At 38.3% G+C, this 13,699-nt stretch carries 15 protein-coding genes and 2 tRNA genes; 4 read left to right on the top strand and 13 right to left on the bottom strand.

Translation table 11 applies throughout. The annotated features are described in order from the left end of the window. Position 1 precedes the first annotated feature (1 nt). Entirely contained in the window at positions 2 to 1,042 is a 1,041-nt protein-coding gene (locus PFY10_18560) for a HesA/MoeB/ThiF family protein (protein WBV56199.1), read from the top strand. An 8-nt stretch (positions 1,043 to 1,050) separates the two neighbouring features. On the opposite strand, the gene PFY10_18555 is transcribed toward PFY10_18560, so the two are convergent. The 10 genes from PFY10_18555 to PFY10_18510 are packed head-to-tail and all read right to left on the bottom strand — an operon-like array spanning position 1,051 to position 9,466. Further along, positions 1,051 to 1,596, bottom strand: coding sequence for a DUF488 domain-containing protein (locus PFY10_18555; GenBank protein WBV56198.1), 546 nt, complete (start codon positions 1,594 to 1,596; stop codon positions 1,051 to 1,053). A gap of 20 nt (positions 1,597 to 1,616) precedes the next feature. After that, positions 1,617 to 2,534, bottom strand: a complete 918-nt coding sequence (locus PFY10_18550; GenBank protein ID WBV56197.1) for a bestrophin family ion channel — start codon at positions 2,532 to 2,534, stop codon at positions 1,617 to 1,619. After that, complete coding sequence (locus tag PFY10_18545; GenBank protein WBV56196.1) at positions 2,534 to 3,775, bottom strand: OFA family MFS transporter; 1,242 nt, start codon at positions 3,773 to 3,775, stop codon at positions 2,534 to 2,536. The genes PFY10_18550 and PFY10_18545 overlap by 1 nt, the downstream gene beginning before the upstream one ends. 6 nt (positions 3,776 to 3,781) lie before the next feature. Further along, a complete protein-coding gene (locus tag PFY10_18540; protein ID WBV56195.1) occupies positions 3,782 to 4,270 on the bottom strand; it encodes a molybdopterin-dependent oxidoreductase in 489 nt (162 codons plus the stop codon). Positions 4,271 to 4,307: 37 nt separating this feature from the next. Continuing rightward, positions 4,308 to 6,701: an FdhF/YdeP family oxidoreductase gene (locus tag PFY10_18535; GenBank protein ID WBV56194.1), complete on the bottom strand. Its 2,394-nt coding sequence runs from the start codon at positions 6,699 to 6,701 to the stop codon at positions 4,308 to 4,310. 27 nt (positions 6,702 to 6,728) lie between these two features. After that, on the bottom strand, positions 6,729 to 7,079 hold the full coding sequence (locus PFY10_18530) for a hypothetical protein (protein WBV56193.1): 351 nt from the start codon (positions 7,077 to 7,079) through the stop codon (positions 6,729 to 6,731). Next, complete coding sequence (gene fdhD, locus PFY10_18525) at positions 7,076 to 7,951, bottom strand: formate dehydrogenase accessory sulfurtransferase FdhD (GenBank protein ID WBV56192.1); 876 nt, start codon at positions 7,949 to 7,951, stop codon at positions 7,076 to 7,078. Before fdhD ends, PFY10_18530 begins: the two co-directional genes overlap by 4 nt. A 45-nt stretch (positions 7,952 to 7,996) precedes the next feature. Next, positions 7,997 to 8,413, bottom strand: coding sequence for a molybdenum cofactor biosynthesis protein MoaE (locus tag PFY10_18520; GenBank protein ID WBV56191.1), 417 nt, complete (start codon positions 8,411 to 8,413; stop codon positions 7,997 to 7,999). A gap of 5 nt (positions 8,414 to 8,418) precedes the next feature. Beyond that, a complete protein-coding gene (locus PFY10_18515; GenBank protein ID WBV56190.1) occupies positions 8,419 to 8,661 on the bottom strand; it encodes a MoaD/ThiS family protein in 243 nt (80 codons plus the stop codon). Positions 8,662 to 8,677: 16 nt separating this feature from the next. Then, entirely contained in the window at positions 8,678 to 9,466 is a 789-nt protein-coding gene (locus PFY10_18510; protein ID WBV56189.1) for a sulfite exporter TauE/SafE family protein, read from the bottom strand. Positions 9,467 to 9,815: 349 nt separating this feature from the next. Between PFY10_18510 and PFY10_18505 the strand changes: the two genes are divergently transcribed. The 3 genes from PFY10_18505 (at position 9,816) to PFY10_18495 (ending at position 11,083) form a co-directional block, all read left to right on the top strand. After that, positions 9,816 to 9,890: transfer RNA gene (locus tag PFY10_18505), tRNA-Pro, on the top strand. 9 nt (positions 9,891 to 9,899) lie between these two features. Then, positions 9,900 to 9,973, top strand: a tRNA-Arg gene (locus PFY10_18500). A 285-nt stretch (positions 9,974 to 10,258) separates the two neighbouring features. Further along, complete coding sequence (locus tag PFY10_18495) at positions 10,259 to 11,083, top strand: 5'-nucleotidase, lipoprotein e(P4) family (protein WBV56188.1); 825 nt, start codon at positions 10,259 to 10,261, stop codon at positions 11,081 to 11,083. A 76-nt stretch (positions 11,084 to 11,159) separates the two neighbouring features. On the opposite strand, the gene PFY10_18490 is transcribed toward PFY10_18495, so the two are convergent. The 3 genes from PFY10_18490 to PFY10_18480 form a co-directional block, all read right to left on the bottom strand. Beyond that, positions 11,160 to 11,996 carry an SH3 domain-containing protein gene (locus PFY10_18490; GenBank protein WBV56187.1) on the bottom strand — a complete coding sequence of 279 codons (837 nt, stop codon included), beginning with the start codon at positions 11,994 to 11,996 and terminating at the stop codon, positions 11,160 to 11,162. A 17-nt stretch (positions 11,997 to 12,013) separates the two neighbouring features. Next, the gene (gene prmA, locus PFY10_18485; protein ID WBV56186.1) at positions 12,014 to 12,841 is read right to left on the bottom strand and encodes a 50S ribosomal protein L11 methyltransferase; all 828 of its coding nucleotides are present in this window, start codon (positions 12,839 to 12,841) and stop codon (positions 12,014 to 12,016) included. Between the two features lie 112 nt (positions 12,842 to 12,953). Continuing rightward, complete coding sequence (locus tag PFY10_18480; protein WBV56185.1) at positions 12,954 to 13,667, bottom strand: 3-ketoacyl-ACP reductase; 714 nt, start codon at positions 13,665 to 13,667, stop codon at positions 12,954 to 12,956. Positions 13,668 to 13,699 lie beyond the last annotated feature (32 nt).

Here is a 13,699-nt window from a genome sequence, read left to right as displayed (position 1 = left end):
TATGAATACCTCTCTTGAACGTTATCATTGCCAGATGGCTTTACCCGGATTTGGGATAGCTTCTCAGGAACTCCTTAAAAATGCTAAAGTTCTCATCGTGGGCATGGGAGGACTTGGATGTCCTTCAGCACAGTATCTTGCTGCTTCTGGTATAGGAACGATTGGTCTTGCAGATGACGATATTGTTTCTGAAAGCAACCTGCACCGCCAGATTTTGTATACTCCGGAGGATATCGGGAAATCAAAAATTGACATTGCCACCAAAAAATTACAGCAACAAAATCCATTAGTGAAAATCACTCCTTTTAATTTTCGGGTAACTTCCGAAAATGTCATGGATTTAATTTCTGATTTTGATCTGATTATTGAAGGAACAGATAATTTTGAAACAAAATGCTTGCTGAACGACGCTTGCGCTTTAACCGGAAAACCTTTGGTTTATGGTGCTATTTACCAATATGAAGGCCAGGTAAGCATATGGAATGTTAAGCAGAAAGACGGTACATACTCACCCAATTACCGCGATGTTTTTCCTAATGCAGAAGAATCAAAGGTTCCCAACTGCAGAGAAGGCGGAGTACTTCCTACACTGGCAGGAATTGTAGGATGCATGCAGGCAAATGAAGCTATAAAATATTTTACAAATCCTGAAGATTTATTGGCAGGAAAACTCTGGATGATGAATATGCTGAATGGCAAAACCCAAATTATTAAATTAAGAAAACTTGCCGTACCCATTACAAGCTTATCTCAGACAGTTGAGACCATTACATTTGAACAGTTGATGCAGGATAAAGATCACTTTGAAATCATAGATGTCCGCACTCCAGAAGAGCATGAAGAGTTTAATATTGGAGGAGTCAATATAGCTGTAGATGAGCTACAACATCATTCAGAATATATTTCCGGGCTTACCCGGCCTATTTTAGCTTATTGCCTATCCGGAAAACGCAGCGCAGAAGCAGTGAGGAAAATTAAAAGTCTTTTTCCTGAGAAGGAAGTGTTTTCTTTAAAAGATGGTATTCACAAAATACACAGATAAAACAAAAACTAATCAAATAAACTTTCGTCGGAATAAAAAACTTTGCCATCACTTATTCTTGCCGGTGAAGTGTAAGGATGTTCTTCTGTTTTACCGACATTCATTATATGCTCGACTTTCCAGCCCTTTGCTTTAAGATAATCTGACACCATAGCCCTATGGCAGCTCCACCATACCGCTTCCGAACACATAAAAGCCGTAATTTTTTCCCTAGCAATATCTTCAAGTTTTTCTATAGCCGCTACAAATTCTCCGGTTTGCATATAATCGGCGTACCCACGGAAAGATTCATTCCGCCACCGGCTGTTTATTGAATCCGGCTGTACCTTTCTCCTTCCTCCCAATTCTTCAAGATGGGCATATCCTATACTATTTTCGCGTAGGTGTATTTCCAAATTTTCTCTATTAAACCATGGATATCTTTTTGATCCCGGAAACCGCCGGATATCAACCAGCATCTCAATCTTAAACGAATTAAGTATTTCAATAAAGTATTCTAATGAATGAACAGAATGTCCAACTGTATAAATCAATTGCTTTTCTGAAGCTTCCATACCTGTCTTTTGAGAAGGGATCAATCAATAATATTCTGGGTATTCTTTCTGGAAACAGCAATATGTTCTCCCACCATCTCATGAATGGTCTCGTCAATCATGATACACATGCTGTTAAGAGCTAAATCATTCGCATCTGTTCCGAACGGCTCCTCGATTTCATCCGCTATCGCTTCAAATGCAACAAATGTATACGCAACAAATACAACAATAAGAGGGGTAAACCATCCAAGAGAATCTACAAGTCCGAAAGGCAACAGAAAACAGTATATATATACAGTCCGGTGCAGTAAAACCCTGTAGCTGTATGGAATAGGGGTAGAAATTATTCTTTCACAACCTCCTAAGATATCAGAAAGCTTATCAAAGTTTTCATCAAAACGTGCCTGCTGGATAGAATCCATTCCCCCTTCATCTTTTAGCTTCTGAACCCATTCTGCAAGAAGGCGCATAATAACAGCCGGTTTATATTTTGATGCAGCAACAAGTTTCAGCTGATCTTCGTTAAGCCTGGATTTTAAATCTTCATAAGCGTCCGTTCCTCTCAGCTGGTGTTTCAGTGCAAAAACAAATGCACCCAGCAACTGCACAAAATTGTGAACTGAATCCTGATCTTCCTTTATATTTTTCAGCGTGATTGCCTGGCGGGTCAGTGCCCTGGAAGTATTCAGCAGAGCGCCCCACAGCTTTCTTCCTTCCCAGAACCTATCATAGCTGGCATTGTTCCTGAATCCCAGGAATAAGGCCAGTACAAAACCGAACAAGGTAAGTGGTGCAGGATTTAACGGAACTTTAAAAGAGAAAATGATTCCATGAAAATAAGTGACCAATAAAGAAAGAATTAAAAGCAATCCCAACCGGGGAAGCAATGCAGGCAAAACAGAGCCGTGCCAAACAAAAAGCATTCTGAACCAATGTTCTTTTTTTCTTATGATCATTATTTTTGCCTTTCTTTTTTCAATTGATTAATATTCATTTTCATCAGAACCGAAACAATAAGTGCGATCACGAACATTCCTGAAAAAACCTCTAAGGTAGTCGTTAGGGATCCGGTCTGTTTTTTAACATAGTCATATATCGAGGGACCGGCTACCCCTGCTAATGCCCAGGCTGTAAGCACAAATCCATGTATTGCACCTAATTGTTTTGTACCAAACAAGTCTCCCAGAAATGCAGGAAGTGTAGCGAAACCTCCACCGTACATTGTAATAACGGTAAAGAGAATAGCAAGAAATAAAATTTCTATGGAAATTTGAGGTAAGAAATAATAAGCTAAAATCTGAAATACAAAAAATAAAATATAGGTATTAGCCCTTCCCAGGTAATCTGATAAACCAGACCAAAGCAATCTTCCAATCCCGTTGAATACGCCAATTAAACCCACAACTGCAGCTGCCTGCAAAGCGGTATAATGAAGTTTCTCCTGAGTCATCGGACTCGCTGCCGCAATAATTGCAATACCACAGGTAATGTTAATAAACATCATGATCCAGATATAATAGAATCGTTTTGTCTTCAATGCAGTTTTTGCATCTATATAGGCTATATCATTTGTTGCGGTCTTACTTTCGGAAGGATTAAACCCTTTGGGCAAATAACCTTCCGGTGGTTTTTCTATGTAACTTGAAGACAAAAGAATCACAACCAGATAAATACTTCCCAAAATATAAAAAGCATTAGAAACACCTACTTTTTCAAATAAAATTTGCATCAGGGGACCGAATATCAAAGCTGAAAAACCAAATCCCATTATTGCCATTCCTGTTGCCAGGCCACGCCTGTCAGGAAACCATTTTACCAGGGTGCTTACCGGTGTTATGTATCCAATTCCTAATCCTATACCCCCTATGAATCCATAGCTGATCAAAAATAAAGGCAGGGATACAATTTGTACGGCCAGCCCAGAACCTAAGATTCCCACTCCGTAAAAAATTCCCGCAACAGTTCCACTTTTTTTAGGTCCTACTTTTTCTACCCAGGTTCCCATAAACGCTGCGGATAAACCAAGTAATAGAATGGCAATTTTAAATGCCCACTTTATGGTTCCTTCATCTATTTTAAAAATCTCTCCCACAGGATTTGTCATTACAGAATAGGCATACACAGAGCCTATAGAAATATGAATACCGATTGCAGAAGCAGCTATCAGCCAACGATTTTTAAGTTTCGATGAGTCCATTTACAATTAATTTTTTATTGAACTAATAAAAATTTCTCTAACCTGATAAGAACTTCTTGCCGGCTTCTTTTCCCCTTCCGCAATAATCCTGAGGGGACCTTTTTCCTTTGGCAAAGGTTTCCCATCTACAGTATCTGCAATAATGACATTTTTATCCTGAATGGAAGCGTCCAGCTCTGCCAGTGAAAATAAAACCTGATAACCATCCGAACATTTTATCAGTACATATTTTGAAAGGTTTTCTGCTCCATGAAGTGCTTTTCCGGACGGAACTCCTGCCTTTTCCAAGACGTCCAGGATAGGAACCCCCGTAAAAATATGTGAGCTTCCATCTTTGTCCTTCATTACGGCGTCTTTTCTCGGCATTTTTGAAAGGTCGGATACGCTTAAATCCAAAGGATGGGCAACTTCACCGGAAACTTTTAATTTGAATTCTGTCTGAGCTGACAGCAATCCACAAAAAGAAAATATGAAAACAAAAAACAGTCTTCTCATGTCTATAATCTGTTTAAGCAATAAAATATTTCACGCATTACTCCACACTTGTTCCGGCTGCTGCAATCACATGGTCATCAATCTTTTTAAAAATATCAGGATCATGTTTTCGGATTTTAATGCGGACATATTTTGAAGCCGGCATATTGGCTCCGTTAACTACATTATTGATTGATACCAGAACGTTGGTTTCCGGGAAATAGGTCATGGTGCTTTTCTGTGGAATAGGATATTTTACGACAATGAAAAGCGGTGCAATCCTTTCGATACCATCATCATAATTGAAAAGATCTACATGATCCCCTTCTTTAAGACCTGCCTTTTCGATATCTTTTTCATTCATCATAACGACCCTCCTTTCATTGAAGATCCCGCGGTAACGGTCATTTAAACCATAAACAACCGTATTGAACTGATCATGGGTTCTGGTTGTTCCCATCAGGTATTCGTCATCTGCAAGCGAATTATCCGGTACAGCAGTTATATTGAAAGCAGCTTTGCCCGGGTAAAATTCACTATTGAAGATCCCATCTCTGGGCCCGTTCGGAAGATAGAAACCTCCTTTTTGCACTACCCTTTTGTTATAATTTTCAAATCCGGGAATACATTGCTCAATATCGTGACGAACGGCATCATAGCTGTTGATAAACTTATCCCAATCCACAACTGAGCGTTCCCCTAACACCGCTTTCGCCATTCTGCAGGCAACATGGGTTTCATTGATCAGGTTTTTTGAAATAGGATCGAGAACCCCTCTTGACCATTCCACAACGCCCATTGAATTTTCTGTGCTTACATGCTGAAGTTCCCCATTGATCATATCTTTTTCACTTCTGGAGATGACCGGTAAGATCAAGGCTTCCTTCCCGTGGATAAGGTGGTTTCTATTTAATTTTACTGAAACAATCACAGACATTTCAAGACTGCGCATCGCTTCTGCTGTAAAAGTGGTATCTGGTGCAGCAGAAAGAAAATTACCTCCCATGCAGAACATGAATTTCACTTTACCTTCATGCATCGCTTTGAGTGCATTTACAACATCATATCCACCTTTTCTTGGTACTTCAAAGCCGTAATATTCCTGCAGCCTATCCAATTGTTCCTTCGTTGGATGATGGTTAATAAGTAACGTCCTGTTACCCTGAACATTGCTATGCCCTCTAACCGGACACGCACCTCCACCCTGAATTCCTATACTTCCTTTCATCAATAGGAGATTCACAATATTGTAAATCATTTCCACACCATTATGCTGCTGTGTAATTCCCATTCCCCAACAAATGATAATCCTTTTTTTTGAGGCAATCATTTGTGCAGCTTCTCTCAAGCTCTCAACCGGAATACCACATTCTTCCGATAAAAAGTTGAGATCATATTTTTTTAATTCCTCAACCAATTCATTAAATCCGGCGGTGTTGTTCGCTATAAAATCCTGGTCAAGAACTTTTCCCGGATTTTTAGCTTCTTCTTCCAGCACAAGAATTTGCAGTGCTTTTAAAAGCGCCATATCTCCATTAATCCTAACAGGAAGATACAGATCTGACAATTCATATGGTTTATTGAGCAGAGCCCGAACATCCTGAGGATTTTTGAATCCTTTTAATCCGGCTTCGGGAAGCGGATTGACAGCCATAATTTTTGCTCCGTTTTTCTTTCCTTTAGTTAGGGCGGAGAGCATTCTTGGTGAATTGGTCCCGGGATTCTGCCCTATGATTATGATAAGATCCGTGTCATAGAAGTCTTCTAGCTTTACGGTTCCTTTTCCAATACCTATACTTCTTGATAGAGCATAACCGGAAGTTTCATGGCACATATTAGAACAGTCCGGAAAATTATTGGTTCCGAATTCTCTGGCAAACAACTGGTAAACCCATGTTGCTTCATTACTTGTTCTTCCGGATGTGTAAAATATGGCTTCGTCGGGCGAGTCCAGAGCGTTTAGTTTTTCAGAGATTTTCTTAAAAGCATTATCCCAGCTGATTGGCTGATAATGTGTTCCTCCTTTAGGCAGATACATAGGCTCCGCTATTCTTCCCAACTGGCTGATTTCAAAATCTGTCATCTTTGCCAAATCATATACGGAGTTTTCTTTGAAAAAGTCAGCCCCGATCTTTTTTGAAGTCGCTTCTTCTGCTAAGGCTTTTGCCCCGTTTTCACAATATTCGCCCAATCTGGAACGTTCGTCATCCGGGTCTGGCCACGCGCAGCTCGGACAATCGAAACCATCAAACTGATTCATACTGAAAAGAGCTCTCCCTCCACGAAGAACAGAGGCATTCAGCACCAACTGATCCAATGAATGAATAACTGCAGGAACTCCTGCTGCCCATGCTTTTGGTGGTTTCAGCTTCAGATCCAGCAGTTTATAAGGTGGTTCTGCAGAAGGTAATCTGCTGATCTCTTTTTTATTGAATATATCTTTGTTTTCCATAATTTCTACATTTAAAAAGATGAAAAATTAGCATTTTATGTTCGGGTTGGGATAATTGTCACTTTGGTCTTCCACTGTATTATCAATACATACAAAATCTTTTTCTATCAAGAGTTTGATTTTTCCGGTCTGCCCTTCAAAACCGACTCTATCCGTGGAAATCCATTCCGTGATCATTGTTGCCGGCATTTTCAGAACAATCCTGTTTTCAATGAAAGCCGCGGAGAGATCCACATCTTCTGTTCTTTCGATAGAGTAAATAAACGGACGGTCCACAAATTCCGTAAAGCTGGAGATCATTCCGTCTTCTCCTAATTTTGCCACTTCGGATTGGGTAAGACGAAATCTCATCGAGTTATCTTTAATTCTTATTTTCATAATACATTTTCAATTTTAAAATGGCTGCCGGAATGGTAAATATTAAACCGGTTGTCCCGGAGAAAGCCTAATAAAGTGATATCAAATTCTTTTGCCAGATCTACCGCAAGGCTGGAAGGAGCTCCTATTGCTGCAACAATGGAAATACCGGCCATTGCCGCTTTCTGAATAAGCTCAAAACTGGCTCTTCCACTCAATACCAAAATTTTATCATGAAGCGGCAGGAGCCCTGCTGATAATGCATGACCGATGAGTTTATCCAAAGCATTATGTCTTCCCACATCTTCACGCAACGCCAGAAGGTTACCTTCCCGGTCAAAGATACCGGAGGCATGTATACCGCCTGTAGCACTAAAATTATTCTGGAAAGACTGTAGCTTTTCAGATAATTGATACAGGGTTTCCAGAGAAACCTCTATATTTTCTTTTGTCTGGTTATGAAAAGAACTCACTGTTCTTATAGATTCAATGGATCCTTTTCCACAAACCCCACAACTGGAAGTAGTATAAAAGTTCCTGTCAGCATTCATAAGGTCAGGAACAAAACCTTCTGCAAGTTCAACAATGATAATATTTTCGCTGTTCCTGGCACATTCTGCCTGAGGAGCGTATATGCTTTCAATTTGTTTATGGTCAAAAATAATCCCTTCCGTAAATAAAAAGCCAGCAGCCAGCTCTGCATCATTACCAGGTGTTCTCATTGTTACAGATATATTCCTCGATTCTTTTTTATCTGCTAAATGATAGACCACCCTTATTTCTAAAGGTTCCTCAACAGAAACATCATCCGTATATTGGAAACTGCTGTTGTCCTTAACTTTGACGATTTCTATCTGCTTTACCGATTTATTTGATAACAGATGGGCTTTCATAATTTAATAATTGATACTTAAAGATACAAAATTTTATTCCTCAAATTACGGGTGGGCTGAAACCCACTCTTCTCCATTATCAAAAATTTCTTTTTTCCAGATGGGAACGTTTTTTTTTATATTTTCAATAACATAGCTGCACGCATCAAAAACAGTATTCCGGTGACCATCGCTCACCACGATTATCACTGCTGCATCACCAGGAAATAAAATCCCTGTACGGTGATGAATTACAATATTTTTTACCGAAAATAAGGAAATAGCTTCATCTGCTATTTTCCGCATCTCCTTAACCGCCATAGACTCGTAACATTCATATTCCAAACGGATGACAGCCTGGCCTTTCGTATGATTTCTTACCGTCCCTACAAATGACGCAATCCCTCCATATGCAGGATCGGAAGCAAGGGTAAAGCAATTTGTAAGATCCAGTATATTTTCTGTTATTTTAATATCAACCATAGTTGTTACCCTCCGCTTACCGGAGGGATTATTGCTATTTCGTTAGAGACTTCAATGATCTGATTGTCCTCCGCATATTCATCGTCAATGGCAATAAAATAGGATTTTAGTTTTTTAAGATCCGGAAAATCTTTTTCCAGAAACTCCTTGAGTACTTTGACGCTTGCTCCTTCATTTATTTCTATTTCTTTTTCTGAACCTCCGAAAATATCTTTCGTTATTCCGAATGCTAATATTTTAATTATCATTTTTACATTTAGCTTTTTACCAATATTTTATTAAAACATTTATCCCGGCCACCAGTACCAAAATAGCGGTCATTCTTTTGATGACCAAAGGATTCCATTTCAGGGACATTCTGGAACCTACCTGTCCACCGATAAATACGGCAAAACATAAACTCAGAATTCTGAAATAATCCATATCGGCAGAGAGTTTGGATAACTGTCCGAAAATCCCTGACACTGAATTGACCAGGATGAAAACACTTGATGTTGCTGCAATTTTTCGTGGAGTATCCCATTTCATAAGGTTTAAGAGAGGGGAAAGAAAAATTCCCCCACCAATGCCTACCAATCCAGATAAAAATCCTATTCCACCTCCCAGGAGTCCGTTTTTGAATAGAGAAGTGCCCGTACGTTCCGGGTGATCTTCTCCATTTTTTAAATCTGTTCTTATCCAAAGCAACAATGCCGCAATGATCAAAGTGATCCCTAATATCAGAAAAAAAGTTTCCTGGCGTATTTTTAAAACCGCTCCCAAGAATGCCATAGGAACACTTATAATGGTAAGCGGTATTATTTTCCTCCAGTCCGTCTGCTTATTTCTGATGTAAATGAATACCCCTCCAATGACCACAATAACATTACAAATAAGTGCCGTTAAACGTATTTCCTGGTAAGGAAGGTTATACATGGCAAGAACTGCAAGATAACTGGATCCTCCGCCAAAACCCACGGAAGAATAAATGAAAGCGATGATTAAAAAAAACAAAAAGATCTCCCAATGCCCCATATATTTTGCAGAAATTAATTTTCTTACAATAATACTCATTTTTAAGGCGCCATCCACGGTTGTTACATAAAGTTTCTGCTACAATTTGTGAGAAGAATGTTGTAAATTGTTTATTTAATGTATTGATTGTTTTGTGAGCAGATGATTTTGTCAATTTTTTACATTTAATAAATATTAACCATACTTACCATATAAAAGTAATTTGATTGACCTGCATTGCAAAACAAAAAATCCCTTATACATTTAACATAATGATTAAAAGCCTTATAGCAAGTCTTTCGTTTAATTAAAAAATATTTTATTGATTTTTATTTTTATAATTCAAAAAAACTCTATATATTTGCACCCACAAAAAACGACGTAAAATTCGTTTCAGATGACCTTTAATCGGGGCGTAGCGTAGTCCGGTCATCGCGCCTGGTTTGGGACCAGGAGGTCGCAGGTTCGAATCCTGCCGCCCCGACTTTTTCAAGGGTGCGTAGCTCAGCTGGATAGAGCATCTGCCTTCTAAGCAGACGGTCAAAGGTTCGAATCCTTTCGCGCTCACTTTTAAACTCACAATTTTTATTGTGAGTTTTTTTATGTCCTATAACTTCAATTAATTTATCAGACAGGATAGAGCATCCCGATTTCAATCGGGACGGTCAAAGGTTCGAATCCTGAGTTTTTTTGTGCTCCATATTCACCATATTTTTATGTCATAAAAACACTGATTATATACTACTTAACTTTCTTAAATTTTCAAAGAGACAAATATTTATCCGGCAATCTATCCATTTAATTGCAGCAAAAACCAAATAGCCCTAAATTTGTTTTCTCTATATTAATTCAATGAAAAATTTTAAATTCATTATCGCAAACTGTTTGTTTGTTTTGGTATTATCTTGCAAAACAGCAGCTCCGGTTTCAAACGTTTCTGTCCAGGACGGTCCTTCTCAGAATCTTGGGCGTGACGGAAAAATATACGCTGCGTTTTATCAGCAACGGGCAGCAGAATACGAAGCACTTTGTCTCCAGGCATATAATATAGCCAGGCTCCGTTTGGATGAAGCTTTACTACAAAAATCAGAAAAACCTTTAGCTATTGTTTCAGATATTGATGAGACTTTTTTAGATAATTCTTATTATGCCGTTGAACGTTCTAAGATGGGAAAGGGTTATGACCAGGCCACCTGGGAGGAATGGACCGCTAAGGGAATTGCAAAACCGCTTACGGGCTCTCAGGAATTTTACCAATATGCCGCTGGCAAGGGTGTTCAGGTATTTTATGTAACCAATCGTCTGGAGCAGGAACGTGCAGGAACAGTAAAAAACTTGAAGAAATACAATTTCCCGCTTCAAAATGATACCAACCTTATCCTCCGTGCAAAGGAAAGCAGTAAAGAAAACCGAAGAGCTGATATTGCTAAAGATTATAATATTGTTTTATTGTTGGGAGATAATCTTTCTGACTTCTCCGGCATATTCGACAAAAAATCAGAAACAGAAAGGTCTGCTGCAGTAAAGAATTCAGCAAAGGATTTCGGAAAAAAATTCATTATCATTCCTAATGTTGGTTATGGTGATTGGGAATCTTCATTTTATCACTACAAATATGATTATACTGACCAACAGAAAGACTCAATGATGTATAATGCAGTAAAAACTACTCCTTAAAATAAGAAAGTCTTTTTTACAGTTTTATCTATACCTGATAAATAACAAAAAATCCCGCTGTTTTACAGCGGGATTATTATTTTAGTTGGTAAGAAGTTCCATTCCAGAGATAGGTTTTTGAGGAATATTTTTTCTTTTCCCTGTCTTTTTCATCCTTTTCCATTTCCTCCATTTTGAAGATAATGGTATTAGGAGATCCTCCTTTATCATTGGGAAATATAAAATTTTCACTGTGATAATAAACATCGGCATCTCCAACATTCATCAGCTGCGGCAATGCAATTAACTTTTTATCTTTAAACAATACATATTGGTCGTAGCTGGCAATACCACACGCTTCCCCGGAAACCACAGCTTTTAGGGTAAGCTCCACATTTTGCAGTTTATGGTTGCTTTCTACGGTAAAAGTTCCATAGCTCAATTCTTCCCCACGTCCTGTATTAAAGAAAACCTCATCTACCAGGGTATTACCTTCAAGCACTTTAATACTGGCTATATTTTGTTTAAAATTTTCCCCTGATCTTTTATCCTTTCTGTTTTCAGTTTTTGAAAGACCAAAAAGAAAATCATATCCGTTTTTATTTCTGTATCCTACACAAAGATTTCCGCCCCAGATGTACCCTTCAGCAACCTGTTCTCCCTTCTGATAGGATATTTTATACCAGTTGGAAGACCTTTCTCCTAATTTTAAAACTACTTCTTCTTTCTTAACAATAAGAATCTGCTGATTGGTTTGCAAAGAGTCGAGAATTTGTGCATCTACTTTAGGCTCCTGCCTTACCCTCGTCCAATCGGTAAATATTTTTTGTGTTTTATTTTCCTGAAAATTAAAAACCCCGTAAGGGTATTCCTCCTCCTGTGCTGAAAAGAACTGCAGAAGACCCAAAAATAAAACAATGAAAAGAGATTTCATACAATAATTTTATATTCTTATTTTTCAAGCAATAAGCTTACCCACTCTTCTCTCTGCAGCTGTTTTTTTAACTCAAGGTTATTTGCCTTACATACTTCAAGAATATCATCTACATCGAAGAAGCACAATCCTGACAGCAATAATTTACCCCCGTTATTTAAAACAGAAACATAAGTAGGAATATCTGAAATCAAAATGTTACGGTTGATATTCGCCAAGATAACATCATAATGCTCTTTTCCCAGATTCTCTGCGGTTCCCTGCTCAATATCAAGGATAACATTATTTCTTTCAGCATTTTCTTTAGAATTTTCAACAGACCATTCATCAATATCAATAGCTTTCACATCATCAGCTCCCTGTTGCTTTGCATAAATGGCCAATACTGAAGTTCCGCAGCCCATATCCAAAACCTTTTTACCATGAAAGTCAATATCCATCATTTGCTGGATCATGAGATGGGTCGTAGGATGATGTCCGGTTCCGAAAGACATTTTAGGCTGGATAATGATTTCATGCATTCCGGGTACGGAATCATGAAATTCAGCTCTGATCAAGACTTTATCATCAATATTAATGGGTGAGAAATTTTTCTCCCATTCCTCATTCCAGTTGATGTTTGGCATTTCCTGGAAAGTATATTCAATTGTTACATTTTCATTTTCAAAAAGAGGCAGTGCCTTCAATTCATTTTCATTAAATAAATCTTTCTGGATATAACCCAGAATTCCTTCCAATTCTTCCGTAAAACTGTCAAAGCCTATTTCGATAAGTTCTGCCATTAATATTTCATTCCATGGTTGAAGCGGAGAAATTCTGAAGTTGAATTCTAAATAATTTTGCATGTGATCAATTTGGTACAAAAATAAAGAAAAGCGGGTTAAAACCCGCCTGTATTCATATAAAATAAATCATTCAGCAAATAGCTCATCTATCTGTATTGCTAAAGATCTTTTCTTATGGATTTGTAGAAAAAATAGAACCGTTTGCAATTAATGCTCTTCTGTTCATTTTCAGGATATCTCTTACCCATTCTGCGAAATCTTCCGGCTGAAGAACTGTTTCAGGGTTTCCATCTGTTAATCCTCCCTGAATGCTCATATCGGAAGCAATAGTACTTGGCGTTAAGGTTACGACACGGATATTCTGCTTTCTCCATTCTGCCATCATGGATTGTGAAAGAGAAATAACGGCAGCTTTTGAAGCTGCGTAAGCTGACATATTTCCTCCTCCTTTTAAACCGGCCGTGGAAGCAACGTTTACGATATCTCCTTCTCCTTTTTCTTTCAGAAACGGATATACTGCTTTTGCCGCATAATACACCCCAAAAAGATTGGTTTTAATAACCTGTTCCCAGGTTTCAGAAGGCATTTCTTCGATCGTTCCAAAATCTCCGATCCCAGCGTTATTGATTAAAATATCTACACCTCCAAGTTCTTTTACTAAAGATTCGATACCGGCTTTTACTGCTGATTCGTCATCAACACTGAAAATAGCATACGCCGCATTGACCCCAATATTTTTAATTTCTTCAACAGTCGCTTTTAAGTTGGCTTCATTTCTGCCTGTAATGGCAACATTTACTCCTTCATTCGCCAAAGCCAAAGCAACTGCTTTTCCTAAGCCTCTTCCACCACCTGTTACAATGGCATTTTTTCCTTTTATGTTCATAATAATACTTTTTCGTCATACAAATTTACGAA

Source organism: Chryseobacterium daecheongense (genome assembly GCA_027920525.1).
Classification (GTDB): Bacteria; Bacteroidota; Bacteroidia; order Flavobacteriales; family Weeksellaceae; genus Chryseobacterium; species Chryseobacterium proteolyticum.
Note: the sequence above shows the minus strand (reverse complement) of the source record. Positions and strands in the feature narration are given on the sequence as shown.

Bases quoted from the DNA above. Each gene is read 5' to 3' on its own strand.
- PFY10_18560 (WBV56199.1), top strand. From the start codon at position 2: ATGAATACCTCTCTTGAACGTTATCATTGCCAGATGGCTTTACCCGGA.
- PFY10_18555 (WBV56198.1), bottom strand. From the start codon at position 1,596: ATGGAAGCTTCAGAAAAGCAATTGATTTATACAGTTGGACATTCTGTT.
- PFY10_18550 (WBV56197.1), bottom strand. From the start codon at position 2,534: ATGATCATAAGAAAAAAAGAACATTGGTTCAGAATGCTTTTTGTTTGG.
- PFY10_18545 (WBV56196.1), bottom strand. From the start codon at position 3,775: ATGGACTCATCGAAACTTAAAAATCGTTGGCTGATAGCTGCTTCTGCA.
- PFY10_18540 (WBV56195.1), bottom strand. From the start codon at position 4,270: ATGAGAAGACTGTTTTTTGTTTTCATATTTTCTTTTTGTGGATTGCTG.
- PFY10_18535 (WBV56194.1), bottom strand. From the start codon at position 6,701: ATGGAAAACAAAGATATATTCAATAAAAAAGAGATCAGCAGATTACCT.
- PFY10_18530 (WBV56193.1), bottom strand. From the start codon at position 7,079: ATGAAAATAAGAATTAAAGATAACTCGATGAGATTTCGTCTTACCCAA.
- fdhD (WBV56192.1), bottom strand. From the start codon at position 7,951: ATGAAAGCCCATCTGTTATCAAATAAATCGGTAAAGCAGATAGAAATC.
- PFY10_18520 (WBV56191.1), bottom strand. From the start codon at position 8,413: ATGGTTGATATTAAAATAACAGAAAATATACTGGATCTTACAAATTGC.
- PFY10_18515 (WBV56190.1), bottom strand. From the start codon at position 8,661: ATGATAATTAAAATATTAGCATTCGGAATAACGAAAGATATTTTCGGA.
- PFY10_18510 (WBV56189.1), bottom strand. From the start codon at position 9,466: ATGAGTATTATTGTAAGAAAATTAATTTCTGCAAAATATATGGGGCAT.
- PFY10_18495 (WBV56188.1), top strand. From the start codon at position 10,259: ATGAAAAATTTTAAATTCATTATCGCAAACTGTTTGTTTGTTTTGGTA.
- PFY10_18490 (WBV56187.1), bottom strand. From the start codon at position 11,996: ATGAAATCTCTTTTCATTGTTTTATTTTTGGGTCTTCTGCAGTTCTTT.
- prmA (WBV56186.1), bottom strand. From the start codon at position 12,841: ATGCAAAATTATTTAGAATTCAACTTCAGAATTTCTCCGCTTCAACCA.
- PFY10_18480 (WBV56185.1), bottom strand. From the start codon at position 13,667: ATGAACATAAAAGGAAAAAATGCCATTGTAACAGGTGGTGGAAGAGGC.